This window comes from Streptomyces sp. NPDC058291 (genome assembly GCF_042880855.1).
GTDB lineage: Bacteria > Actinomycetota > Actinomycetes > Streptomycetales > Streptomycetaceae > Streptomyces.
This window is the reverse complement of sequence record NZ_JBHVYK010000027.1, coordinates 15,331-38,698: the sequence shown is the minus strand read 5'-3', so window position 1 is coordinate 38,698 and position 23,368 is coordinate 15,331. Positions and strand designations below refer to the sequence as shown.

General features: G+C 72.5%; 21 protein-coding genes and 1 pseudogene. 14 read left to right on the top strand and 8 right to left on the bottom strand.

Annotated elements, in window-relative coordinates; all coding sequences use genetic code 11:
- Positions 1 to 105 precede the first annotated feature (105 nt).
- Positions 106 to 966: a class I SAM-dependent methyltransferase gene (locus tag ACFVYK_RS16385; RefSeq protein WP_389773928.1), complete on the bottom strand. Its 861-nt coding sequence runs from the start codon at positions 964 to 966 to the stop codon at positions 106 to 108.
- A gap of 564 nt (positions 967 to 1,530) precedes the next feature.
- Between ACFVYK_RS16385 and mshA the strand changes: the two genes are divergently transcribed.
- Together mshA and ACFVYK_RS16375 are read left to right on the top strand one after the other, a co-directional pair.
- Positions 1,531 to 2,868: a D-inositol-3-phosphate glycosyltransferase gene (gene mshA, locus ACFVYK_RS16380; RefSeq protein WP_389773925.1), complete on the top strand. Its 1,338-nt coding sequence runs from the start codon at positions 1,531 to 1,533 to the stop codon at positions 2,866 to 2,868.
- A pseudogene (locus ACFVYK_RS16375) lies at positions 2,861 to 3,352 on the top strand (YbjN domain-containing protein); the annotation flags it as partial. The gene mshA and the pseudogene ACFVYK_RS16375, both read left to right, overlap by 8 nt.
- A 148-nt stretch (positions 3,353 to 3,500) precedes the next feature.
- On the opposite strand, the gene ACFVYK_RS16370 reads toward ACFVYK_RS16375, so the two are convergent.
- On the bottom strand, positions 3,501 to 4,376 hold the full coding sequence (locus ACFVYK_RS16370; protein WP_389773922.1) for an AraC family transcriptional regulator: 876 nt from the start codon (positions 4,374 to 4,376) through the stop codon (positions 3,501 to 3,503).
- A gap of 130 nt (positions 4,377 to 4,506) precedes the next feature.
- Here ACFVYK_RS16370 and ACFVYK_RS16365 point away from each other — a divergent pair, with 130 nt between their 5' ends.
- Positions 4,507 to 4,959 carry a DUF2000 family protein gene (locus tag ACFVYK_RS16365; protein WP_389774042.1) on the top strand — a complete coding sequence of 151 codons (453 nt, stop codon included), beginning with the start codon at positions 4,507 to 4,509 and terminating at the stop codon, positions 4,957 to 4,959.
- Positions 4,960 to 5,183: 224 nt separating this feature from the next.
- Here the strand turns inward: ACFVYK_RS16365 and ACFVYK_RS16360 are convergent, their stop codons facing one another.
- Positions 5,184 to 6,476, bottom strand: a complete 1,293-nt coding sequence (locus ACFVYK_RS16360; protein ID WP_389773919.1) for an MDR family MFS transporter — start codon at positions 6,474 to 6,476, stop codon at positions 5,184 to 5,186.
- A 191-nt stretch (positions 6,477 to 6,667) separates the two neighbouring features.
- On the opposite strand from ACFVYK_RS16360, the gene ACFVYK_RS16355 reads away from it, so the two are divergent.
- Both ACFVYK_RS16355 and ACFVYK_RS16350 read left to right on the top strand, forming a co-directional pair.
- Positions 6,668 to 7,429 (top strand): phosphoglyceromutase, encoded by a 762-nt coding sequence (locus tag ACFVYK_RS16355; RefSeq protein ID WP_389773916.1) that lies wholly within the window; start codon positions 6,668 to 6,670, stop codon positions 7,427 to 7,429.
- Positions 7,430 to 7,673: 244 nt separating this feature from the next.
- Positions 7,674 to 8,081, top strand: a complete 408-nt coding sequence (locus tag ACFVYK_RS16350) for an NUDIX domain-containing protein (RefSeq protein ID WP_389773913.1) — start codon at positions 7,674 to 7,676, stop codon at positions 8,079 to 8,081.
- Between the two features lie 76 nt (positions 8,082 to 8,157).
- On the opposite strand, the gene ACFVYK_RS16345 is transcribed toward ACFVYK_RS16350, so the two are convergent.
- From ACFVYK_RS16345 to ACFVYK_RS16335, 3 genes are all read right to left on the bottom strand, one after another.
- A complete protein-coding gene (locus ACFVYK_RS16345; protein ID WP_389773910.1) occupies positions 8,158 to 9,438 on the bottom strand; it encodes an NAD(P)/FAD-dependent oxidoreductase in 1,281 nt (426 codons plus the stop codon).
- Between the two features lie 93 nt (positions 9,439 to 9,531).
- Complete coding sequence (locus ACFVYK_RS16340) at positions 9,532 to 10,476, bottom strand: RNA polymerase sigma-70 factor (RefSeq protein WP_389773907.1); 945 nt, start codon at positions 10,474 to 10,476, stop codon at positions 9,532 to 9,534.
- Between the two features lie 172 nt (positions 10,477 to 10,648).
- Positions 10,649 to 11,050: a hypothetical protein gene (locus tag ACFVYK_RS16335; RefSeq protein WP_389773905.1), complete on the bottom strand. Its 402-nt coding sequence runs from the start codon at positions 11,048 to 11,050 to the stop codon at positions 10,649 to 10,651.
- A gap of 70 nt (positions 11,051 to 11,120) precedes the next feature.
- Between ACFVYK_RS16335 and ACFVYK_RS16330 the strand changes: the two genes are divergently transcribed.
- Positions 11,121 to 11,561, top strand: coding sequence for a DUF4232 domain-containing protein (locus tag ACFVYK_RS16330; protein WP_389773902.1), 441 nt, complete (start codon positions 11,121 to 11,123; stop codon positions 11,559 to 11,561).
- An 855-nt stretch (positions 11,562 to 12,416) separates the two neighbouring features.
- Here ACFVYK_RS16330 and phoU read toward each other — a convergent pair.
- The gene (gene phoU, locus ACFVYK_RS16325; protein ID WP_389773900.1) at positions 12,417 to 13,160 is read right to left on the bottom strand and encodes a phosphate signaling complex protein PhoU; all 744 of its coding nucleotides are present in this window, start codon (positions 13,158 to 13,160) and stop codon (positions 12,417 to 12,419) included.
- A gap of 278 nt (positions 13,161 to 13,438) precedes the next feature.
- On the opposite strand from phoU, the gene ACFVYK_RS16320 reads away from it, so the two are divergent.
- Together ACFVYK_RS16320 and ACFVYK_RS16315 are read left to right on the top strand one after the other, a co-directional pair.
- Complete coding sequence (locus ACFVYK_RS16320; protein ID WP_389773897.1) at positions 13,439 to 14,755, top strand: sensor histidine kinase; 1,317 nt, start codon at positions 13,439 to 13,441, stop codon at positions 14,753 to 14,755.
- Positions 14,752 to 15,432 (top strand): response regulator, encoded by a 681-nt coding sequence (locus tag ACFVYK_RS16315; RefSeq protein WP_389773894.1) that lies wholly within the window; start codon positions 14,752 to 14,754, stop codon positions 15,430 to 15,432. The genes ACFVYK_RS16320 and ACFVYK_RS16315 overlap by 4 nt, the downstream gene beginning before the upstream one ends.
- A 64-nt stretch (positions 15,433 to 15,496) precedes the next feature.
- Here ACFVYK_RS16315 and ACFVYK_RS16310 read toward each other — a convergent pair whose 3' ends face one another.
- Positions 15,497 to 16,126, bottom strand: a complete 630-nt coding sequence (locus ACFVYK_RS16310; protein ID WP_389773891.1) for a DUF461 domain-containing protein — start codon at positions 16,124 to 16,126, stop codon at positions 15,497 to 15,499.
- Positions 16,127 to 16,766: 640 nt separating this feature from the next.
- Here ACFVYK_RS16310 and ACFVYK_RS16305 point away from each other — a divergent pair.
- From ACFVYK_RS16305 to ACFVYK_RS16280, 6 genes are all read left to right on the top strand, one after another.
- The gene (locus ACFVYK_RS16305) at positions 16,767 to 17,249 is read left to right on the top strand and encodes a CarD family transcriptional regulator (RefSeq protein WP_003953493.1); all 483 of its coding nucleotides are present in this window, start codon (positions 16,767 to 16,769) and stop codon (positions 17,247 to 17,249) included.
- A gap of 304 nt (positions 17,250 to 17,553) precedes the next feature.
- On the top strand, positions 17,554 to 18,306 hold the full coding sequence (ispD, locus tag ACFVYK_RS16300; RefSeq protein WP_389773889.1) for a 2-C-methyl-D-erythritol 4-phosphate cytidylyltransferase: 753 nt from the start codon (positions 17,554 to 17,556) through the stop codon (positions 18,304 to 18,306).
- The gene (gene ispF / locus ACFVYK_RS16295) at positions 18,296 to 18,802 is read left to right on the top strand and encodes a 2-C-methyl-D-erythritol 2,4-cyclodiphosphate synthase (RefSeq protein ID WP_389773886.1); all 507 of its coding nucleotides are present in this window, start codon (positions 18,296 to 18,298) and stop codon (positions 18,800 to 18,802) included. The genes ispD and ispF overlap by 11 nt, the downstream gene beginning before the upstream one ends.
- A 110-nt stretch (positions 18,803 to 18,912) precedes the next feature.
- A complete protein-coding gene (gene cysS, locus ACFVYK_RS16290) occupies positions 18,913 to 20,313 on the top strand; it encodes a cysteine--tRNA ligase (protein WP_389773883.1) in 1,401 nt (466 codons plus the stop codon).
- Between the two features lie 99 nt (positions 20,314 to 20,412).
- Positions 20,413 to 21,354, top strand: coding sequence for a 23S rRNA (guanosine(2251)-2'-O)-methyltransferase RlmB (gene rlmB, locus ACFVYK_RS16285; RefSeq protein WP_389773881.1), 942 nt, complete (start codon positions 20,413 to 20,415; stop codon positions 21,352 to 21,354).
- Between the two features lie 195 nt (positions 21,355 to 21,549).
- Positions 21,550 to 23,223, top strand: a complete 1,674-nt coding sequence (locus tag ACFVYK_RS16280) for a DoxX family membrane protein (RefSeq protein WP_389773878.1) — start codon at positions 21,550 to 21,552, stop codon at positions 23,221 to 23,223.
- Positions 23,224 to 23,368: the final 145 nt, after the last annotated feature.

Sequence of the window (23,368 nt, the reverse complement as noted above, 5' to 3'; positions counted from 1 at the left end):
GTCGAAAACGACAGAGGCGAGGACGGAGCGACAGAACGACGGAAGCAGTCCTTCCCCTCTTCGCCACCGCGGCATGACGATCTCCCCGCCTGTGTGACGAACGACTCAGGGAGATCGTTCCCGACGGCCCCCGCCCGTCCCGCTCGACCGGCTCCCGGGTGCCAACGCCGCCCACCGCACCGTCACTTCGCCCTGCCGCCACCGCGCCGGCCCGTCCGTCACCGGCCAGTCGGCCGTCAGGTCCCGCACGGCGCGGATCCATCGCTGACGGGCGCCGTACGACGCGTACGGCGCGGCCGCCGCCCAGGCCCGGTCGAAGTCGCGCAGGAACGCGTGCACCGCCTCGCCCGGGACATTGCGGTGGATGAGCGCCTTGGGCAGCCGTTCGGCCAGGTCCGAGGGCCGTTCCAGGGAGCCGAGCCGGGTCGCGAAGGTGACCGTGCGCGGCCCTTCGGGGCCGAGCGCCACCCATACGTGTCGGCGTCCGATCTCGTCACAGGTCCCCTCGACCAGCAGGCCCCCGCGGGATCCGACGGCCGGATCGGCCGGCGCGAGCCGTGCGCACAGCCGCTCCCAGACCGCGGCGACCTCGCCCTCGTCGTACTGCCGCAGCACGTTGGCGGCGCGCACGAGGTGCGGCCGCGGGGCGACCGGGATCTCGAAACCGCCGTGCCGGAAGACCAGCCCCTCGCGGGCGTACGGCGCGGCGGCCGCGACCCGGGCGGGCTCGATCTCCACGCCCACGACCCGCGCGCGTGGCGCGACCGAACGCAGCCGGTGCAGCAACTCGACGGCGGTCCAGGGCGCGGCCCCGTACCCGAGGTCGACGGCGACGGGCTCGGCGGCCCGCCGCAGCTCGGCGCCGTGCGTCGCGGCGATCCAGCGGTCCATGCGGCGCAGCCGGTTGGGATTCGTCGTCCCGCGCGTGACCGTGCCCACGGGGCGGACAGAGGCCCGGGATGTCATACCCAAGAGGGTAATGCGGGGCCGCCAGCGACCCGCCCGGTGCGCGAACGCATGTTCCATTCTTTAACCGGCTCGTCCGGCTCGTCCGGCTCGTCCGGCTCGTCTGGCTCGCACGCCTCCTCCGTCTCCTCCGGCTCGCACGTCTCCTCCGTCTCCTCCGTGCGCCGGCCTCGGCGAGCCGGTGCCCTTACATCCGTGCGCCCATGCAGTCGCCCGTGTGCCTGTGCGCCCGTGTGCCCGTGTGCCCGTGTGCCCGTGCGCCTGTGCGCCTGTGTGCCTGTGCGGCCGTGTGCCCGTGTGCCCGTGTGCCCGTGTGCCCGTGCGCCTGTGCGGCCGTGTGCCCGTGCGGCCTACGGGTGCATGAGCAGCCGCCACGCCACGCCATGCCACCCCACCCTCCACGCGCATCGGCCTCGAACGGTTGAGCAACAGACGGTAATGGTCGGGCAAAAACCGCTCTTATTCGAAACCCGGCCGGAATGGGGGTCACTTCACCCGTGTTGCACACCCAAGGAGGGCCCCACACCCTCCTTCCGGCATGCCCGCAGCAAGGAGGAACGCCCCGTGAGCCAGTACGCCAACAGGCTCGGGCGTCGCTCCACGGCGGTTCCCGCGCGGCTCAGGCTCCACCGCCGCCCCCGCCGCGTCGCGATGCTCTCCGTGCACACCTCTCCGCTCCACCAGCCCGGCACCGGTGACGCCGGCGGCATGAACGTCTACATCGTCGAACTCGCGCAGCGCCTGGCCGCGATCAACATCGAGGTCGAGATCTTCACGCGCGCGACCACCGGCGGGCTCCCACCGACGGTCGAGCTGGCCCCAGGGGTCCTCGTCCGGCACATCGACGCCGGTCCCTACGAGGGCCTCGCCAAGGAGGACCTCCCGGCCCAGCTGTGCGCCTTCACGCACGGCGTGATGCAGGCCTGGGCCGGTCACCGGCCCGGCTACTACGACCTCGTGCACTCGCACTACTGGCTCTCCGGACACGTCGGCTGGCTGGCCGCCCAGCGCTGGGGCGCCCCCCTGGTGCACGCCATGCACACCATGGCCAAGGTCAAGAACGCCAACCTGGCCGACGGCGACACCCCCGAGCCCGCCGCCCGCGTCATCGGCGAGACCCAGATCGTCGTCGCCGCCGACCGCCTCATCGCGAACACCGCGGAGGAGGCCGACGAGCTCGTCCGGCACTACCACGCCGAGCCCGGCAAGGTCGCCGTCGTGCACCCCGGGGTCAACCTCGACCGTTTCCGGCCCGCGGACGGCCGCGCCGCCGCCCGCGCCCGCCTCGACCTGCCCCAGGACGCCCTCGTCCCGCTCTTCGCCGGCCGTATCCAGCCCCTGAAGGCGCCCGACATCCTCCTGCGCGCGGTGGCCGTCCTGCTCGACGAGCGCCCCGAGCTGCGCTCCCGCATCGTCGTCCCCGTCGTCGGCGGCCCCAGCGGCAGCGGCCTCACCAAGCCGGAGGGACTGCAGAAGCTGGCCGCGCGGCTCGGCATCGCGGACGTCGTACGGTTCCGGCCGCCGGTCGACCAGGACCAGCTCGCGGACTGGTTCCGGGCGGCGTCGCTGCTGGTCGTCCCCTCCTACAGCGAGTCCTTCGGCCTGGTCGCCATAGAGGCGCAGGCGGCCGGCACCCCGGTGCTCGCGGCCTCGGTCGGCGGGCTCCCGGTGGCCGTCCGGGACGGCGAGACGGGCTTCCTGGTGCAGGGCCACGATCCGGCCGGCTACGCGCGCGTGCTCGCGCGTTTCGCCGACGGCCCCGAACTCCCCGCCCGTATGGGCGCGGCCGCCGCCGCGCACGCCCAGTCGTTCGGCTGGGACACCGCGGCCGCCGCCACGGCCGACGTCTACACGGCCGCGACCCAGTCCCACCGCCGTCACGTACGCTCCGAGCATGGGTGACGTGGAGAAGACCGCCGCACAGGCCATCGAGGCGTTCCTCAAGGACGCGGAGCTGGAGTGGGAGAGCCCCGAGCCCGGCGCCTACGTGGCCCAGCTGCCCGGCGCCCGCAAACTCAAGACGACCGTCTCCCTCATCGTCGGCCGCCACTCCCTGTCGCTCAACGCCTTCGTGATCCGCCACCCCGACGAGAACGAGTCCGGCGTCCACCGCTGGCTCCTGGAGCACAACCTCAAGCTGTACGGCGTCGGTTACGCCGTCGACCAGCTCGGCGACATCTACGTCACCGCCCGTCTCCCGCTCGCCGCGGTCACCGCCGACGAGGTCGACCGCCTCATGGGCCAGGTCCTGGAGGCCGCCGACGGCGCCTTCAACACCCTGCTGGAGCTGGGGTTCGCGAGCGCCATCCGCCGGGAGTACGAGTGGCGCGTCTCCCGCGGCGAACCGACGCACAACCTGGACGCCTTCGCCCACCTGACGCAACGGTCGTCAGCCCCCTCCAGCCCGGCGGACTCGGCGAACGCGGCGGACTCGGCGAACGCGGCGAACGCGGCGTTCTCGACGAACGCGGCGGACTCGACGGCCTCGGAAACCTCCGCGGACTCGGCGGATCCGACAGCCTGACCGCCGCCGTTCACGCACGGCCGGGACCGCCCCGCCCCCCGTACCGTCCCGGGGTGACCCCCACCAACTTGCGGAAGTGCCGGGTGAGATGAGCCTGGTCGTAGAACCCGGAGGCCGCCGCGACCGCGCCCGGCGGCAGTCCGTCGAGCAGCAGCCGGCGGGCCAGGTCGACCCGGCGGGCGGTCAGGTACTGGTGGGGCGCGATGCCGTAGGCCGAGCTGAACGCCCGTACCAGATGGGCCGGATGGGCCTGCACCAGCCCGGCCGCCTCGTCCAGCGTCAGACCCTGGACGACCCGTTCGTCGAGGAGTTCGCGCAGGCGTCGGGCGAGGGCGGGGTCGCGGCGCGGGGGGCCGGCGGGCCGGAGCGGCCGCAGATGGGCCCGCAGCCGCTCGCCGATCAGCGTCAGCCGGCTGTCGGCCTCCAATTCGTCGCCGGTCCGGGCGAGGGCGGAGTGCAACTGCCCCACCCGCCGCCGCAGGACGGGATCGCGCAGGTCGGGCGCGTCGACGGCAGCCCCGACGAGCTCCTCGCCGAGCACGCCGGCGTCGAGGTAGAGGACCCGCTTGCGGAAACCCTCCGGCGTCGCGGGCGAGCCGTTGTGCGGCACGTGCGGCGGCAGCAGGGAGACCGTGTCGTGCGGCGTTCCGTGCTCGTGCCGGTCGAGGTCGTAGCGCACCGCGCCGTCGTCGACGATGAGCAGCGTCCACGCCTCATGGACGTGCATCGGGTAGGCGTACTCGGTGAAGTGGGCGTGGAAGACCTCCACGACGCCCGGCACGCGGGGACGCCAGGCGGAGACGTCGGCCGTGGGCTGTGCGGCCAGGCGTGGCGCGGCCAAATGGGGGGCGGCCGGATGCGGGGCGGCCAGATGCGGGGCGGCCATGCAAAGAACGTACAAGACGACGTCGGGCGGCGACCGGCAGTCTCGTCGTATGGACAGCGCTAACAACGAGAACGCCACGAACGCCACGAACGCCGCCAGCGCCGCGAGCGCCACGCACGCCGCCAGCGCCATGGACGCGCATGAGATCGCGGACGTCACGAACGGCGAACCGATCCGCTTCGACACGAAGATCGCCGTGCTGCTGCGCGAGGACCTGGAGACCTGGCAGCGCCTGAACGTCACCGCGTTCCTGGTCAGCGGGCTCGGCACGGAGCTCCCCGAGGTGATCGGGGAGCCCTACGAGGACGCGGACGGCGTCCCGTGTCTGCCGATGTTCCGCCAGCCGGTGCTGGTCTTCGAGGGCACGAAGGAGACGGTGAAGGCCGCCCACGCGCGCGTGCTGTCCCGTTCCCTTCCGCGCGCGGTGTTCACCGGCGACCTCTTCGCCACCGGCAACGACCGCGACAACAGGGCCGCGGTGCGCGCCGTGCCCACGGCGGAGCTGGACCTGGTCGGGCTGGCGGTGTACGGCCCGAAGAACGCGGTGGACAAGGTGCTGAAGGGAGCGAGGATGCACCCGTGACCCCCGTGACCCCCGTGACCCCCGTGACCCTCGTGCCACCCGTGACCCCGGTGGTTTCCGTGTCCCTCGTGACCCCGGTGACTCCGGTGGTTCTCGTGTCCCCCGTGACGCCGGTGACCCCGGTGGTTCCCGTGCCCCTCGTGCCCCCGGTGACCTCCGTGACGCCATGTCCCGCTCGCCACCCGTGACACCGTGCTGGTCGTGATCGTCGTGGCACCGTCGGCTCAGGCGGCGTTGCCCTCGGGCTTCGCCGGGGCGGCGGCCGTCTCGGACGTCACCGGGGCGCCGGCCGTGCGCTCGGAGGCGGACGCGGGCGTCTCCTCCGGGAGCCGGCGCATCAGCAGGCCGTACCCGAGGCCCGCCGCCGTACCCACCACCGCGCACAACCCCCACAGCCACTCCGCGCCGAGCCGGTCGATGACGAGACCGGACATCACCGGAGCGACCAGGGAGGCCACGGCCCACGAGAGCGTGTACATGCCCTGGTAGCGACCGCGGCCGTGGGTGGGGGAGAGGCGGACCACGAGCCCGGTCTGGGTGGGCGCGTTGACGATCTCGGCCAGCGTCCACACGCAGACGGTCAGCGCGAACACGCCGACCGACCCGGCGAAGGCCGTCAGCCCGAATCCGTAGCCCGCGAGCACCGAGGAGATCACCAGCAGCCGCCGGGTGTCCCAGTGCTCGATGAACCGCGTGACCGGAATCTGCAGCGCGACGATGAGGACGCCGTTGACCGCGATGGCCATGCCGTAGTCGGCCGCCGTGAACCCGGCCGCGCCCATCGCCACCGGCAGGCCCACGGCCCCCTGCTGGAAGACGAGCGCGACGAGGAAGGACAGGCCGACGACGCTCATGAACCGCCCGTCGCGCAGGACGGTCCCGAGCCCGACGGCGTCCTCGCGCACGGTCTTGTCCTCCCGCTCGGGCCGCGACTCGGGCAGCTTGAGGAACACGACGACCGCGCACACCGACGTCATCCCCGCCTCCAGGAGGAACCCGGCGCGGTAACTGACCTCGGCGATGAACCCGGCGGCCGTGGAGGACACGGCGAACCCGAGGTTGATGGCCCAGTAGTTGAGCGAGAAGGCGCGGACCCGGTCCTCGGGCCGCACGATGTCGGCGATCATCGCCTGCACGGCCGGCCGGGAGGCGTTGGAGGCCATCCCGACGAGGAAGGCGACCCCGGCGATGGCGACGGGATGCTCCATGAACCCGAGCAGCGCGACACAGGCCGCGGTGGAGGTCTGGGCGATGAGCAGGGTGGGCCGCCGTCCGAGCCGGTCCGCCATGACGCCGGCGCCGAGCGACGAGACGACCCCGCCCAGTCCGTGCAGCGAGGCGACGAGCCCGGCGTAGGAGGCGGAGTAGCCGCGGTCCAGAGTCAGGTACAGCGCCATGAAGGTCGCGACGAAGGCGCCGAGCCGGTTGACGAGGGTGCTGGTCCACAGCCACCAGAACTCTCGGGGCAGCCCGGACAACGTCTCGCGGGCGGCACGTCTCAGGACGGCGACAGGCATCGGATCCCCCGGGAGTAAGTGGCGCAGACGCTCTCACAACTTACGAGGGAGGCGGAAGCGGAGGCCACTCATTTAACAGAAACGGTCGATCGTCACCGTCCCGCCGCGGTACCGCGGGCGTCCCGCGGGCGGCCTGTCCGCTGGGCGAGCAGACGTACGACGCGTCGGAACGGTGGATTACGCTCATACGCATGGCCGACGCACCGTACAAGCTGATCCTCCTCCGCCACGGCGAGAGCGAGTGGAACGCGAAGAACCTGTTCACCGGCTGGGTGGACGTGAACCTCAACGAGAAGGGCGAGAAGGAGGCGGTCCGCGGTGGCGAACTCCTGAAGGACGCCGACCTCCTGCCCGACGTGGTCCACACGTCCCTCCAGAAGCGGGCGATCCGCACGGCCCAGCTGGCCCTCGAATCCGCCGACCGCCACTGGATCCCGGTCCACCGCTCCTGGCGCCTGAACGAGCGCCACTACGGCGCGCTTCAGGGCAAGGACAAGGCGCAGACCCTCGCGGAGTTCGGCGAGGAGCAGTTCATGCTCTGGCGCCGTTCCTACGACACCCCGCCCCCGCCCCTCGAGGACGGCACGGAGTTCTCCCAGTCCGCGGACCCGCGTTACGCGACGATCCCCCCGGAGCTCCGCCCCCGCACGGAGTGCCTCAAGGACGTCGTCATCCGGATGCTCCCCTACTGGTACGACGGCATCGTCCCGGACCTCCTCGCCGGCCGCACGGTCCTCGTCGCCGCCCACGGCAACAGCCTGCGCGCCCTCGTCAAGCACCTCGACGGCATCTCGGACGCCGACATCGCGGGCCTGAACATCCCGACGGGCATCCCGCTCGCCTACGAACTCGACGCGGACTTCAAGCCGACCAACCCGGGCGGCACCTACCTCGACCCGGAAGCCGCGGCAGCAGCGATCGAAGCAGTCAAGAACCAGGGCAAGAAGAAGTAGCCTTCGTGATCATGCCCCCGACCTGCGCATACGGCGCGAGTCGGGGGCGTTTTCACGGCCTGGGCCCACTGTGGGCCCTCAGCGTGGCGGGTCCTGCGGCGGCCGCGCCGGGACATCCCGAACGAGCGGTCGCACCGCCCCCTCCGGTCGCCCCCCGGCCACCCCAGCGCCCTTGCCCTGGAGGAAGGCTTCCGGGTGCGGGCAGTGCGGCCGCGGGCGATCTCCTCCGATACGGTCCTGAATCATGGCGGAGGGCATCGGTGTGCCGGAGAAGGTGGCGTGGGTTCTCGTTCGGGATGACCGGGTGCTGGTGACGCGCAGTCATGGCAGAGATCGCTTCTACTTCCCGGGCGGTCACCGAGAGCCGGGCGAGTCCGACGGCGAGACCCTGGTGCGGGAGATCGACGAGGAACCGCAGACGGCGATCGAACCCGGTTCCATGGTGCACTTCGGCACTGTCGAGATCGGTGCGGGCCATCCGGAGCACGGCCCCTTCCGGATGATCTGCTACACCGCCGATCACCGCGGTGAGCTGACCCCGGCGAGGGAGATCGCCGAGAAGGCGTGGTTCCGCTACGTCGATCGCGACCGGGTCTCGGCCGTCGACGAGATGGCTTTCCACGCGCTTCACGAGGCCGGGTGGCTTTCGTGACCCCGTGACCGTCGTAGCGCACCCGGTGCTCGCTGCGTGTCCTGCCCCGGCCGTTCGAGGAAGGCCGGGAGGGGGGTCAGGCCGTCGGCGTCCTCACCGCGGAGTCCGTCGAGTCCGTCGCGTCCGTCGAGTCGGTCGAGTCGGCCGAGTCGGCCGAATCCGTCGAGCCGGGGGCCTCTGCCGCGTTCGGGCGCAGATGTTCTCGGGTGACGCGGCGGCGGGTGGTCGGCAGGAGGAGGGGGTTGGCGACGCCCCAGGCCGCGCCCTTGCAGACCAGTTCCTTGTAGACCGCGGCGAGGCGCCCCGTCAGGGCCGCGTTGACGGCGCGGTCGTCGGCGGTGACGTACTGGATCAGACCTTCCCGGCGGCCCAGCGAGATGCACTGGTTGAAGTAGCGCAGCGGCACGTTCGGGACCTTCTTCGCGCCGGTCAGGCGGGCCGCGATGGCGTCCGCGGCCTGCCACGCCATCGGGACGCCCGAGGCGCACGACATCCGCAGCGGCTTGTCGCCGGGGCCCGTCGCCATCGCCGCGTCGCCGATGGCGTACACGTCCGGGTGCGAGATCGAGCGCAGGGTCCGGTCGACGACGATCCGGCCGCTGTCGGTGACCTCCAGGGCGGTGGCCCGGGCGATGGGGTGGACCGCGAAGCCGGTCGTCCAGACCGTGACCGCGGACGGGACGGACCTGCCGTCGGCGGTGGTGACATGGTCGGCCCCGACGGCGGTGACGGCGGTGTGCTCGTGGACGGTGATGCCGAGGTCGTCGACGACCTTGCGCAGATGCCGGCGGCCCCTGGGCGAGAGCCAGTCGCCCAGTCCGGCACGGGCGGCGAGTGCGACGTCCAGGTCCGGGCGGGCCTCGGCGATCTCGGTCGCGGCCTCCAGGCCGGTGAGGCCCCCGCCCACCACGACCACGGGCCGGCCGGCGGCGAGCCCGGACAGGCGCTCACGGAGCCGGAGCGCTCCGGGCCGGCCCGCGATCTGGTGGGCGTGCTCGGCGACGCCGGGTACGCCCTGGTCGTTCCCGTCGCTGCCCAGGGCGTACACGAGAGTGTCGTACGCCAACTCCTCGGCGCCGTCGGCGGCGAGCACGGCGACGGTCCTTCGGTCGACGTCGACGCCCGTGACCCTCGCGATCCTCAGGCGGACGCCGGTGCCCGCGAACATCTCGCCGAGCGGACGCGGCCGCAGGTCCTGGCCGACCGCCAGCTGGTGCATCCGGACGCGCTCGACGAAGTCGGGCTCGGCGTTGACGAGAGTGACGGCGACGTCTTGGCGGTGCAGTCGCCTGGCGAGGCGCCCGGCGGCGATGGCTCCGGCGTACCCGGCCCCGAGGACGATGATGCGATGCTGCATGTCGCTGCTCCTGTCTTGAGCGGATTCGCCACTTGAACCGGGCGGCCCGCCGTTTCCTGACAGGAGTGCGATGTGAAGCACCTCACATCGCGGTCAGAAGAGGCGGAGCAGGGGTTCCCCGTGGTCGGCGGCGGCCCACCGCCTGGTCGCGCGTTCGAGCTTGTCGGGGTTGACCTGGTTGCGGAACGCGGCGATGCCGTCTGCGCCGATCTCCAGGCACATGACCCCGATGACCCGGCCGTCGACGACCACCACGAGGGCCGGGGCGCCGTTGACGTTCGTGGCGTGGACCTCGGGCGAGCCGCCGACGAAGGAGCGCTTGGCCTCGCTGGGCTTGAACAGGCCCCGCATGAACTTCGCGACCGCGAGAGCGCCCTCGAACGCCTTGGCGCGCGCCGGGACCTTCCCGCCGCCGTCGCCGATCGAGACGGCGTCCTGGGTGAGCAGCCGCACGAGCGGCTCGGTCCGGCCGCTGGTGGCGGCCGCGAGGAACTCCTCGACGATGCGCCGGGCGGCGGCCTCGTCGATCTCGGTGCGGGTCCTGCCCTGCGCGACGTGCTTCTTGGCGCGGTGGAAGATCTGCTGGCTGGCGGCCTCGGTGAGGTCGAGGATCTCGGCGATCTCGCGGTGCGGGTAGTCGAAGGCCTCCCGCAGCACGTACACCGCCCGTTCGTTGGGGGAGAGGCGCTCCAGCAGGGTCAGCACCGCGTACGACACCGATTCGCGCTGTTCGGCGGTGTCGGCGGGGCCGAGCATCGGGTCGCCGGCGAGCAGCGGCTCGGGCAGCCACTGGCCCACATAGGTCTCGCGCCGCGCGCGGGCCGACGTGAGCTGGTTGAGGCACAGGTTGGTGAGCACCTTCGTCAGCCAGGCCTCGGGAACGGCGACGTGCTCGACGTCGGCCGCCTGCCAGCGCAGGAACGTCTCCTGCACGGCGTCCTCGGCCTCGCTCGCGGAGCCCAGTAGGCGATAGGCGATGGCCTCCAGGCGGGGCCTCGACGCCTCGAACCGCTCCACGTCGCTCAGGGTCAGGGCCATGGCACGGATCCTAGCCCGCACCCCCCGCCGGCCGCGGGCCGCGTTTTCGTCACCGCTCGGTCACAGGCGCGCGACCGGCAGAACCTCCGCGAGCGTCCGGTTCGTCTGCCGGGGTGAGCAACGGCGCGAAGGCGGACGCCCGCGCCGATCGGAATCGGGGGAACGGCATGCGTCACACGGGTGGAAACGCGAACAGAAGTGAGAACGGAAGTGAGAGAGGAAGCGGGAGCGGGAGCGGGGGTGTGCTGTGGGGCGTGCCCCGGCATGCGCGCCGGGGTTCCGTGGCGGCGGCCGTCCTCGCTTCGGCGGCGCTGGCGATGACGGGGTGCCAGCCCACGGACTCGCCCTCCCCCGCGGGGAGTTCCGCCGCCGTCACGAGTTCCGCCGCCGGAGGCTCCGCCTCGACCGGTTCCGGCTCCGCCGCCGGGAGCAGCTCCGCCTCCGCCGGTTCCGCCTCGACGGGTTCCGGGTCCGGCTCCGGCTCCGGCGGGTCCGCGTCCTCGGCCCCCGCCCCGGCCCCTGGCGCGCCCTCGGCCCCGGTCACCGCGTCGGCGTCGGCCTCCCACGGTTCCACGGGCGGAGGTTCGACCGGCGGCGGGTCGACGGGCGGAGGTTCGACCGGCGGCGGGTCGACGGGCGGTGTCGTGGCGGCCTGTGCGGCGAAGAGTCTCAAGGTCACCGCCCGGCAGGCCGACGAGCGGCCGCCGGGCACCGGGACCGGCGCCGCGATCGTCACGTTCACCAACGTCTCCGCCCGGCCCTGCGTCCTCAAGGGGCATCCGTCCGTCGCCGGGGCCGGCAACGGCTCCCCGGGGCACAACTCCCCGCTCGCCGTCACGCCCGTCGGGCCGGCCGCGCCGGTGACGGCGGCCCCCGGCGGCAGGGCGTGGGTCAAGCTGACCTTCGTGCAGGTGCAGGGGGAGGCCGACGGGTACTGCGCGTCCGGTGCGACCCCGTCCGTGTTCCCGACGGTGGTCGTCGGCCTGCCGGGCTCCGGGGCGCATCAAGTGGCCCTGGACGACGGGCAGTTCGCCGAGTGCGACGACACCGTGACCGTCACGGGGGTGTCGGCGGCCAAGCCCTGACGCCTCCGAGGCACGGCGAAGGGCCCCGGCGTCCTGTCGGCGCCGGGGCCCCGCGTCCACGTACGTTCGGGCGGTGCGTCCTCAGCCGCACTGGCAGGGGTTGCCCGACTGGCATCCGCAGCCGCACCCGGAACCGCAGCCGCACGCGCGGATCAGCATCAAGTTCCTGATCTCGGCGGGCTGCTCGGTCGGGCGCTGCTGCGTCGGGTCGGGCGTGGGAGTGCTGGGGGACTCGGCCATGGGTTCCTCCCGGAGGCGTAGGACCTGTGCCCATTGCATGCCCGTTCCCCTGGGCGCATCAACGGCGCACAGTGTCTTGGGCACGCCCTGGACGGGATCCGGCACGCCCCCGGCGATCGCCCGCGCGGGCGGACCGGATCCCCCACGGACCACCCGACCGGCCCATCGCCCGGCCGGCCGAGCACCCGACGACCCCACCGCCCCACGATCCCATCGCCCGGCCGGCCCGGCACCCGACGACCCCACCGCCCGACGATCCCATCGCCCGGCCGGCCGCCGATCCCATCGCCCGCCCGCCCGCCCGCCCGGCCGGCCCACCGCCCGGCCGGCCCGGCACCCGACGACCCCACCGCCCGACGACCCCACCGCCCGGCCCCAGCTCACCCTCCGACCCCGTCAGACACTCGCGTCTCGGACGCCGGCCCGTCTCGGACGCCGGCCCCGACGAGGACGCCGCCTCCCCAGCGGCCCGACGAGGATGCCGGCCCGACGAGGATGCCGGCCCGACGAGGACGCCGGCCCGACGAGGACGCCGCCTCCCCAGCGGCCCAGCGTCCTAGGACGCCGGCCCGACGAGGACGCTGCCCCCCAGCGGCCCCCTCAAGCGCCCTCGCCTCACACGCCCGCGCCGTCGGATCCCGTTCCCGTTCCCGTTCCCGCGCCCGTGCCCGGCCCCGCGGCCGGCTGGATCTCCGGCGGCAGGTCCTGCTGGAGCTCGTCCGCGTGCTCGCCCGTCACCAGGAAGACCACGCGCTTGGCGACGGCCACCGCGTGGTCGGCGAACCGCTCGTAGTAGCGGCCGAGCAGGGTCACGTCGACCGCGGTCTCGATGCCGTGCTTCCACTTGTCGTCCAGCAGGTGCTGGAAGAGCGTGCGGTGCAGCAGGTCCATCTCGTCGTCGTCCTGCTCCAGCTGGAGCGCCAGGTCGACGTCCTTCGTGATGATGACCTCGGCCGCCTTCGCCATCAGGCGCTGCGCCAGCTGGCCCATCTCCAGGATCGTGGCGTGCAGGTCGTGCGGCACCGCACGGTTGGGGAAGCGCAGCCGCGCCAGCTTCGCCACGTGCTGGGCGAGGTCGCCGGAGCGCTCCAGGTCGGCCGACATCCGCAGTGACGTGACGACGATCCGCAGGTCCGTCGCCACCGGCTGCTGCCGGGCCAGCAGCGCTATCGCCCGTGCCTCCAGGTCGTGCTGCAGCTCGTCGACCCTCTTGTCGGCCTCGATGACGCTCTCGGCGAGCTTGAGGTCGGCGTCGAGAATGGCCGTCGTGGCGCGTCCGATCGCCGACCCGACCAGCCGGGCCATCTCCACCAGGCTGTCGCCGATCGAGTCCAGTTCCTCGTGGTACGCGTCCCGCATCAGGGTTCCCTCTCGTACGTCGTGCTCGGGGTTCGGGTTCGGTTCCGGGGGCCAGAACCGGCCGCGACACCAGGCCGGAACCGGTTCTCGGACCGGCGCCGGCCGGCCCTGTGACCGGAGCTGCGAACCCCACGGTGCCACGCTGCGCCCCGTACGCGTCGATTTCCGTCACCTCAAATGAACCACCACTGGCTCCAAGGTGAACTCTGGGCGACGAGTGTTCGAGCTCGCACCTCGATGGCTGTGGCCAGGACCGAACCCGTGCCTAACCTGGGGGCATGGACGTGAACGCGGCGGTCGCCGCAGCGGCAGCGATCGCCGGCGTGCTCACCGGTGTCATCGCCATGCTGGCGTTCCGCTGGAGCGAGCGGGAGCAGAAGCGCCCCACGCGCACCTCCCTGCACACGGACCCGGTGCTTCCGCCGGGCGTGGACACGGTCCTGTCGGTGCTCCGCTCCTCCGCCGTCGTGCTCGACGAGGCCGACGCCGTCGTCAAGGCCAGCTCCGCCGCCTATGCCCTCGGGCTGGTCCGCGGAGGCAGGCTCAGCGTCGAGCCCATGCTGAAGATGGCCCGGGACACCAGGCGCGACGGGGAGATACGCCAGGTCGAGCTGGACCTCCCCCGGCGCGGGACCGGGCGGGGCGAGGCCCTCGCCGTGTCCGCCAGAGTGGCCCCGCTGGGCTCCCGGCTCGTCCTGCTGCTCGTCGAGGACCTCACCGAGGCCCGTCGGATCGAAGCGGTCCGGCGGGACTTCGTGGCGAACGTCAGCCATGAGCTCAAGACGCCGGTGGGCGCGCTCTCCCTCCTCTCCGAGGCCGTCATGGACGCCTCGGAGGACCCGGAGGCGGTGGAGCGGTTCGCCGGGCGTATGCAGATCGAGGCCACCCGGCTGACCAGTCTGGTCCAGGAGCTCATCGACCTGTCGCGGGTCCAGAACGACGATCCGCTGGAGGACGCCGAACCGGTCGGCGTCGACGAACTGGTCGCCGAGGCCGTCGACCGCTGCCGGCACCAGGCCGGCGCCAAGCAGATCACCATGGCCGCGGCGGGCCCGGACGACCTGCGCGTCTGGGGCAACCGGGGCCAGCTGGCCGCGGCCCTGGGCAACCTGGTCGAGAACGCCGTCAACTACTCGCCCGCCCGCACCCGCGTCGGCATAGCCGCCCGCCGGGTGAACGCGGCCGGCGGCGATCTCATCGAGATCGCCGTGACCGACCAGGGCATCGGCATCTCCGACAAGGACAAGGAGCGCATCTTCGAGCGTTTCTACCGGGTCGACCCGGCTCGCTCCCGTGCCACCGGCGGCACGGGCCTGGGGTTGGCGATCGTCAAGCACGTGGCCGCCTCGCACGGCGGGGAGGTCACGGTGTGGAGCGCCGAGAACCAGGGCTCCACGTTCACCCTGCGGCTGCCGGAGACGGGCGTGGCCCGCGACCGCGCGCATCAGCGTCAGGACCCGGACGAGGTCGACGACGTCGACGACTTCGACGAGGTCGCCTCCTCTTCCCACCCCTCACGCCGGGCGCCGTCCCGCGCCACATCCCCCGATTCGACCGCGTACCAGACGCTTTCCGCCCCGGAGGTCCATCCGTGACCCGAGTGCTCGTCGTCGAGGACGAGGAGTCCTTCTCCGACGCCCTGTCGTACATGCTCCGCAAGGAGGGATTCGAGGTCGCGGTCGCGACCACGGGTCCCGACGGACTCGACGAGTTCGAGCGCAACGGCGCCGACCTCGTGCTCCTCGACCTGATGCTGCCGGGCCTGCCCGGCACGGAGGTGTGCCGTCAGCTGCGCGGCCGCTCCAACGTCCCCGTGATCATGGTGACCGCCAAGGACAGCGAGATCGACAAGGTCGTCGGTCTGGAGATAGGGGCCGACGACTATGTCACCAAGCCCTTCTCCTCGCGTGAACTGGTCGCCCGCATCCGGGCCGTGCTGCGCCGCCGCGGCGAGCCGGAGGAGGTGACGCCGGTGGCCCTGGAGGCGGGTCCGGTCCGCATGGACGTCGACCGCCACGTGGTGACGGTCTCCGGTTCCAAGGTCGACCTCCCCCTGAAGGAGTTCGACCTGCTGGAGATGCTGCTGCGCAACGCCGGCCGCGTCCTGACCCGCATGCAGCTCATCGACCGGGTCTGGGGCGCCGACTACGTGGGCGACACCAAGACCCTCGACGTCCACGTCAAGCGGCTGCGCGCCAAGATCGAGCCGGACCCGGGCGCTCCGCGCTACCTGGTGACGGTCCGCGGCCTGGGCTACAAGTTCGAGCCGTAGGCCGACGCATACGGATGAAGGGCGGCACCCCGCACGGGGTGCCGCCCTTCATCCGTGTGCCTGGTCAGTGACCGGCTGCCGCCGACTCCGAGGAGTTCGGGGAAGCCGAGCCGGACGCCGACCCGGAGGGCGAGGCGCTCCCGGACGGCGACTGCGAGGGCTTCGGCGAGGCGCTCGGAACGGAACTCGGGCCCCACGAGGAGAAGTAGCTCTCGGCGGGGACGACGAAGGCGGTCAGGGTGACCGCGCCGGTCTCGCTGAAGGTGAAGGTCACCTTCTGGGCGTTGCCGTCCTGAACGGCCTCTCGGCTGCTCGGCAGGACGGCGGAGGCGTTGTCCGCACCGCCGATGACCACGGAGCCGTGGGCCGGCACGGTCAGCTTGCCGTCGCCCTTGGCGGGCTTGAGCTCGGCGGACTTGCCCGTGCCGTCGACGGTGACGGACTCCAGCGTCTGGGGGTCGTCGCTGCTGTTGAAGACCGTCGCCGAGATCACCGCGGGACCCTTCGACTCCAGGTCCGGCTGGGTGATGACGACGACGTTCTGCAGCTTGATCTTGCCGACCTGGGCGGCGGCGTTGTCCGGCTTGACCTCAAGGGTCTGGGCGTCGTTTCCGGCGCCGCAGGCGGCGAGCGAGGCGATCGAGAACGCGATGGCGGAGGCGGCGAGGACGCCGCGTCGAAGGCTGCTGCTCACGGCGGCGGCAACTCCTTGTAAACGCGGGCGGCTTTTTCCTGTGAGCAAAGCCGTCCTTAGGGTCTGTCAGCGGCCTCAGGTTACCGAGCCGGTCCCGCGCCGCCGCACCCGACCCGCCTCTGAAGCGGTCCCGGCCCCGGGCGGACGTCCCGGGCCGACTCTCGTCACGCCGACTCCGGCGTTCCCTCGTGACCCGCGAGTCACTTCGGCTTCACTCGTGGTCCACCTGCTCGCGCGCCATTCGGATAACCGCGCTCCCGTCCGCCCGCGGATTTTCGTGAAGGAATGCGCGGCCGTTCCGGAATTGATCACACCCCCGGCCGAACGGCTGATGATCAATTCCGGAAACGGCTCGTATCCGGCCGGGCGTACCGAACGGAGTAACGGAAGTCGCACACGCGGAAGCAGACATATGGGGACGTTCGGCCGTTCGGGCGGGCCTCCGGATGCGTGTAACGTACGCGTTTCTCCCCCCTCGGAGAGCCGCTCCGACCTGCGAATACCTGCTTCCGTCGGCCCTCCGCAGCACGTCCCTGTTGCTGTTGTCAAGCCCCGAGATATGCCCTGACCTGCGAAAACGCCATTCAGAACCCGGAGTTTCCGTGTTACCCTGGATAGCCACGGAAGGGGTACCTGTCACATGACGTTCAAGGTTGGCGACACCGTGGTCTATCCCCATCACGGGGCCGCGCTGATCGAGGCTATCGAAACTCGCCAGATCAAAGGCGTGGACAAGACCTACTTGGTGCTGAAGGTCGCCCAGGGCGACCTGACGGTACGTGTGCCAGCGGACAATGCGGAGTTCGTCGGCGTGCGTGATGTGGTCGGTCAGGACGGGCTGGACCGGGTCTTCGAGGTGCTGCGCGCGCCGTACGCCGAGGAGCCCACGAACTGGTCGCGTCGTTACAAGGCAAATCTGGAGAAGCTCGCCTCCGGCGATGTCATCAAGGTCGCGGAAGTCGTGCGTGACCTGTGGCGTCGTGAGCGCGAGCGCGGACTCTCCGCCGGTGAGAAGCGCATGCTCGCCAAGGCCCGTCAGATCCTGGTGAGCGAGCTCGCCCTCGCGGAGAACACCAACGAAGACAAGGCCGAGGCCCTGCTCGACGAGGTTCTCGCGTCCTGACGCCGGTGCTGCACCGGCCTCAGCACACCGAAGAACACTGAACTGCCGCGGTGCCCGATGACGTATCCCCGTCGCCGGGCGCTGCGGCATGTTCATGCTCGGACACCGCCGTTCGCTCCGTTGCGAAAGCTCTGCGCCCCGCCCCCAACGCCCCGTCCCACGGGGCCGCCCCCCGATACTTGATGTGCCGGGCCCGGGCCGCTGCCTCGACCGGTGCGTCACGGAAGGGTCGGTCAAGGCGTCGCCCCCGGCACTTCCCAGGCCATACCCACGGCAGGCCGGCACACAAACCTGACAGGAACCGATGTCTGACGATTCGCGTCCCTCCCCCGCGCCCGCCCGCACGGCCGCGGTGATTCCGGCCGCCGGCCGGGGCGTCCGCCTCGGTCCGGGCGCCCCCAAAGCGCTGCGCGCGCTCAACGGGACGCCCATGCTGATCCACGCGGTACGCGCCCTCGCCGCCTCCCGCGCCGTCTCCCTGGTCGTCGTCGTGGCCCCGCCCGACGGCGCCGCCGAGGTCAAGTCGCTGCTGGACGCGCACGCGCTGCCCGACCGCACCGACTTCCTGGTGGTCCCGGGCGGTGACTCCCGGCAGGAATCGGTCCGGCTGGGCCTGCACGCGCTGCCCCCCGCGTACGACATCGTGCTGGTCCACGACGCCGCCCGGCCCCTCGTCCCCGTCGACACGGTGGACGCCGTCATCGAGGCCGTCCGCGAAGGCGCCCCGGCCGTCGTTCCGGCGCTGCCCCTCGCGGACACCGTCAAGGAGGTCGAGCCCGCCGGCGCCCCCGGCGACCCCGAGCCGGTCGTCGCCACCCCCGAACGCGCCCGCCTCCGCGCCGTCCAGACCCCGCAGGGCTTCGACCGCGCCACCCTGGTGCGCGCCCACGAGACGGTCGAGGACGACGTCACCGACGACGCGAGCATGGTTGAACAGCTCGGACTGACGGTCGTGGTCGTCCCCGGCCACGAGGAGGCCTTCAAGGTCACCCGCCCCCTCGACCTGGTCCTCGCGGAGGCGGTCCTGGCCCGCAGGAGGCTCAACGATGGCTTCTGAGGCGCCCTTCGCCCGGGCCCCGCTGCCCCAGGTCGGCATCGGCACCGACATCCACGCCTTCGAGGAGGGCCGCGAGCTGTGGTGCGCGGGCCTGAAGTGGGAAGGGGAGGGCCCCGGACTGGCCGGGCACTCCGACGCGGACGTCGTCGCGCACGCCGCCTGCAACGCGCTCTTCTCCGCCGCCGGACTGGGCGACCTCGGACAGCACTTCGGCACCGGCCGCCCCGAGTGGTCCGGGGCCTCGGGCGTCACCCTGCTCACCGAGGCGGCCCGGATCGTGCGCGCCGCCGGTTTCGTCATCGGCAACGTCGCCGTGCAGGTCGTCGGCCCCCGGCCGAAGATCGGCAAGCGGCGCGACGAGGCCCAGAAGATCCTGTCGGAGGCGGCGGGAGCCCCGGTGTCCGTGTCGGGCGCGACCACCGACGGACTGGGCTTCCCGGGGCGCGACGAGGGCCTGATGGCCATCGCCACCGCGCTGGTGGCGCGTACCGGGTGAACCCCCGCCGCGCCGCGTCGCACCCGCCCGTGCCGCGGCATGTCAACGAATACGCGGCCCTTGGGCGCAAGGGGCTCGGGGCACTGCCCCGCGCCCACTACCCTGGTGTGGTGACCATTCGCCTGTACGACACCAGCGCCCGGCAGATCCGTGACTTCATCCCGCTCACCGCGGGCTGTGTCTCGATCTACCTGTGTGGCGCCACCGTGCAGGCCGCCCCGCACATCGGGCACATCCGCTCGGGCCTGAACTTCGACATCATGCGTCGCTGGTTCGTCTACCGCGGCTATGACGTCACCTTCATCCGCAACGTCACCGACATCGACGACAAGATCATCGTCAAGTCGCACGACCAGGGCCGCCCGTGGTGGTCCATCGGCTACGACAACGAGCGGGCGTTCAACGACGGCTACCAGGCGCTGGGCTGCCTGCCGCCGACGTACGAGCCGCGCGCCACCGGGCACGTCCCCGAGATGATCGAGATGATGCGGGGCCTGATCGAGCGCGGCCACGCCTACGAGTCCGACGGCAACGTCTACTTCGACGTGCGCTCCTTCCCGGGCTACCTGGAGCTGTCCAACCAGGACCTCGACGACCTGCGCCAGCCCTCCGGCGACGGCGAGACCGGCAAGCGCGACCAGCGCGACTTCGCGCTGTGGAAGTCCGTCAAGCCGGGCGAGCCGAGCTGGGAGACCCCGTGGGGCCGCGGACGTCCCGGCTGGCACCTGGAGTGCTCGGCGATGGCGCACAAGTACCTGGGCCCCGTCTTCGACATCCACGGCGGCGGCCTCGACCTGATCTTCCCGCACCACGAGAACGAGATCGCCCAGGCCAAGGCCTACGGCGACGAGTTCGCGCGGTACTGGGTGCACAACGCCTGGGTCACCATGGCCGGCGAGAAGATGTCGAAGTCGCTGGGCAACAGCGTCCTCGTCTCCGAGATGGTCAAGCAGTGGCGCCCGATCGTGCTGCGGTACTACCTCGGCACCCCGCACTACCGCTCGATGATCGAGTACAGCGAGGAGTCGCTGCGCGAGGCAGAGTCGGCGTTCGCGCGGATCGAGGGCTTCGTGCAGCGCGTCGTCGAGAAGGCCGGGGGAGTCGTCGAGCCCGCGGCCGAGGTGCCGCCCGCGTTCGCCGAGGCGATGGACGACGACCTGGGGGTCCCGCAGGCGCTCGCCATCGTGCACACGACGGTGCGGCAGGGGAACTCGGCCCTCGCCGCCGACGACAAGGAAGCCGCGGTGGCCCGTCTGGCCGAGGTCCGCGCCATGCTCGGCGTCCTCGGCCTGGACCCGCTCGACGCCCACTGGGCCGGCGAGGAGAGCCGGGGCGAGGACCTGCACGGCGTGGTCGACAGCCTCGTACGCCTCGTCCTCGACCAGCGCGAGTCGGCCCGCGGGCGCAAGGACTGGGCGACCGCGGACGCCATCCGCGACCAGCTCACGCAGTCCGGCCTGACCATCGAGGACGGCCCGCAGGGCCCGCGCTGGACCCTCGGTCCGCGCTAGGACGGCCCATGGCCCGTCCTTGATCGACTGTGCCGCCCGGCCCCCCGGGCGGCACACTGCATAAGACGTTCGTACGAAGCTCACGGAGACGAGAGACTCATGGCAGCCAACAACCGCCGCATGTCCGGCAAGAAGGGCGCGCAGGTCGGCAGTGGCGGCCAGCGGCGCCGGGGCCTGGAAGGCAAGGGACCGACCCCGCCCGCCGAGATGCGCAAGAAGCACAAGGCGAACCGCATCGCGACCGCCAAGGCGAAGCAGGCCGTGCGCCGGCCCGCGCAGCGCGGCCGGGGCGGCAAGGGCACGTCCGAGATGGTCGTCGGCCGCAACTCGGTGGTGGAGGCGCTGCGCGAGGGCGTGCCCGCGACGATGCTCTACGTTCAGCAGTTCATCGACAACGACGAGCGGGTGCGCGAGGCGCTCCAGCTCGCCGGTGAGCGCGGCGGCATCCACCTCATGGAGGCCCCGCGTCCCGAGCTGGACCGCATGACCAACGGCCTCAACCACCAGGGCCTGGTCCTCCAGGTCCCGCCGTACGAGTACGCGCACCCCGAGGACCTGGCGGCGGCCGCCTACGACAACGGCGAGGATCCGCTGATCGTCGCCCTCGACGGCGTGACCGACCCGCGCAACCTGGGCGCCGTCGTCCGCTCCGTCTCCGCCTTCGGCGGCCACGGAGTCGTCGTCCCCGAACGCCGCGCGGCCGGTATGACGGCCGGCGCCTGGAAGACGTCCGCCGGTGCGGCCGCCCGCACCCCGGTCGCCCGTGCCACCAACCTCACCCGCGCGCTCGAGGCCTACAAGAAGGCCGGCATCGCGGTCGTCGGCCTGGCCGCCGACGGGGAGCACGAGGTCGGCACGCTGAAGGCCCTGGACGGCCCGGTCGTCATCGTCGTCGGCAGCGAGGGCAAGGGGCTCTCCCGGCTGGTCGGCGAGACCTGCGACTTCCGGGTGCGGATCCCGATGCCGGGCGGCGCGGAATCCCTCAACGCGGGCGTGGCCGCGGGCATCGTCCTGTACGAGGCGTCCCGGCGCAGGAGCTGACCGAGAGCCGACAGCCGGGAGCCGGAGGGTGTGCCGGACAGGGCAGTCGTGCCGGGTGACTCGCGGGCGGGCGGATGGACGCCCGTCCGTGGGTTCACCCGAACGGGTTAATCCCGGCGCGTAGTGCAACCTTGACGGAGTCCGGACAGATCCGGCGGGTCAAAGCAGTGTCCTAACCACACGTCACTCGGTTAGATGAGTGTGGACACCAGAACACCCCGCACACCCACGGGGGACCGCTCGTCGGGATTCGACGACGCTCCCGCGCTGAGCATGGTGAAGGTGCCGAGCGATCCGGCGCAGATCATCGTCAGCCACGCGAGCTTCCGCGTGCAGCTGGGCGCGTCGGCGCGGCGTAACCAATCCCCGCGGATCGCCCGGCACGTGAGCGCCATCGATGACACCGCGCGCATGGCCGCCGTCGGCGCGGCCGGCAGAGCGGGCGCCGCTTCCGGGGGCCGCCGGCGGGCCGTCGTCTGGAGCGGCAAGTCCGCCCCGGACGACACCGGGGCCCACCGACTGCTGCAGGCCGTGCGGGCAGGCAGCGTCGGCCACGGCGAACCGCCGATGGCCGACGCCGGAGCCACCCAGGTCATCCCCCGCGTCGGCAACCGGGGCTACGACGGCGAACTCGCCGCCCAGACCCTGGAAACCCCGCTCGTCGGCGCCCAGCGCACCCCCGTCGCCGGCGAACACCGCCTCCTGCCGAACATGCGCACCGTCGGCAGCGCCTACGACGAACCCGCCTACGACGACGCCCAGTTCGAGGACTTCGGCGAGACCGGCCACGGCCACGACCCGGACCTCGAACCGACCCGGCGCAGCCGCCGGCAGGGCGACGACCCGGCCCGGCACGCCTACTACCCCGGCCGCCGGATGAACCTCGGCGTGGTCCTGCTCCCGCTGCGCGTCTTCCTCGGCTTCATCTCCATCTACGCCGGCATGGGCAAGCTGTGCGACCCCGTCTACTTCGACGGCGGCAAGCGCGGCTCCATGGTGAAGTGGCTCGACACCCTGCACCCCTGGGAAGTCGCCGAACCACTGCGCCAGTTCGCCCTGCACCACCCCGTCGGCTCCGGCCTCGTCATCGCCTTCCTCCAGGTCGTCGTGGGCGTCCTCACGGTCCTCGGCTGCTGGCAGCGGGTCGCCGCGGTGTTCGGCGCCGGACTCTCGGCCGCCCTCATCGTCACCGTCAGCTGGAAGACCGTCCCGGTCTACGACACCCCCGACATCATCTACCTCGCCGCCTGGTCGCCGCTGATCATCGCCGGCGCCCCCGTCTACTCGGTCGACGGCCGGCTCGCGGCCGGCGCCTGGCGCCGGCTCGGCCCGCGCTCCGACTTGTGGGAGCTGCGCCGCTACGTGCTGCGCCGCGGCGCCCTCGTCACCGCGATCGCCGTCGGACTCACCCTGCTCGTCGGCTCCCTGCTCGGCGGCGCCGTCCGCGACGCCGACCGCGTCGTCGTGCCCGGCCCGGGCGAGCCCCCGCGCAACGAACTCCCCGGCTCGCCGCTCCCCGAGCGGTCCGGCGGCCACAAGGCGTCCCGGCAGCCCTCGGCGTCCACCTCGCCCACCCACGGCGCCGCCTCGGCGGCCCCGACGGCCGACGCGGAGAGCAAGCCCCCCAAGGCCCACGACTCCGGCGCCGGCGGCGACTCCGGCGCGGGCGCGCCCAGCCAGACCCAGGGCACCGCGGGCCAGGCGCCGCCCGAGCGGTCCACCCCGCAGCAGCACGCCCCCGCCACCAGCTCGGGCCCCTCCTCCGGAGGCTCGGCCGGCTCCGGCGGTTCCACGAGCGGCGGCGGCTCGGACGGCGGCGGCTCGTCGTCCTCCGGCCAGCCCGGCCTGGTGGGCGGCCTGCTCGGCTAGGCCGTTCGTGATCGGTGTGATCGGTGTGATCGGAAAGACCGGCGGGGGGGGGGGGGGGGGGGAGGCGCGGGCCCCCCCCCGCAAGGGCACCCCCCCCCCACCCCCCGGCCCCCCCCGGCCCCCCCCCCCCCCCGGCGGCGGCGGC

Coding starts and splice junctions, on each gene's coding strand:
- ACFVYK_RS16385 (WP_389773928.1), bottom strand. CDS start 966: ATGACATCCCGGGCCTCTGTCCGCCCCGTGGGCACGGTCACGCGCGGG.
- ACFVYK_RS16370 (WP_389773922.1), bottom strand. CDS start 4,376: ATGGCCGCCCCGCATCTGGCCGCCCCGCATCCGGCCGCCCCCCATTTG.
- ACFVYK_RS16365 (WP_389774042.1), top strand. CDS start 4,507: ATGGACGCGCATGAGATCGCGGACGTCACGAACGGCGAACCGATCCGC.
- ACFVYK_RS16360 (WP_389773919.1), bottom strand. CDS start 6,476: ATGCCTGTCGCCGTCCTGAGACGTGCCGCCCGCGAGACGTTGTCCGGG.
- ACFVYK_RS16355 (WP_389773916.1), top strand. CDS start 6,668: ATGGCCGACGCACCGTACAAGCTGATCCTCCTCCGCCACGGCGAGAGC.
- ACFVYK_RS16350 (WP_389773913.1), top strand. CDS start 7,674: ATGGCGGAGGGCATCGGTGTGCCGGAGAAGGTGGCGTGGGTTCTCGTT.
- ACFVYK_RS16345 (WP_389773910.1), bottom strand. CDS start 9,438: ATGCAGCATCGCATCATCGTCCTCGGGGCCGGGTACGCCGGAGCCATC.
- ACFVYK_RS16340 (WP_389773907.1), bottom strand. CDS start 10,476: ATGGCCCTGACCCTGAGCGACGTGGAGCGGTTCGAGGCGTCGAGGCCC.
- phoU (WP_389773900.1), bottom strand. CDS start 13,160: ATGCGGGACGCGTACCACGAGGAACTGGACTCGATCGGCGACAGCCTG.
- ACFVYK_RS16320 (WP_389773897.1), top strand. CDS start 13,439: ATGGACGTGAACGCGGCGGTCGCCGCAGCGGCAGCGATCGCCGGCGTG.
- ACFVYK_RS16305 (WP_003953493.1), top strand. CDS start 16,767: ATGACGTTCAAGGTTGGCGACACCGTGGTCTATCCCCATCACGGGGCC.
- ispD (WP_389773889.1), top strand. CDS start 17,554: ATGTCTGACGATTCGCGTCCCTCCCCCGCGCCCGCCCGCACGGCCGCG.
- ispF (WP_389773886.1), top strand. CDS start 18,296: ATGGCTTCTGAGGCGCCCTTCGCCCGGGCCCCGCTGCCCCAGGTCGGC.
- rlmB (WP_389773881.1), top strand. CDS start 20,413: ATGGCAGCCAACAACCGCCGCATGTCCGGCAAGAAGGGCGCGCAGGTC.
- ACFVYK_RS16280 (WP_389773878.1), top strand. CDS start 21,550: ATGAGTGTGGACACCAGAACACCCCGCACACCCACGGGGGACCGCTCG.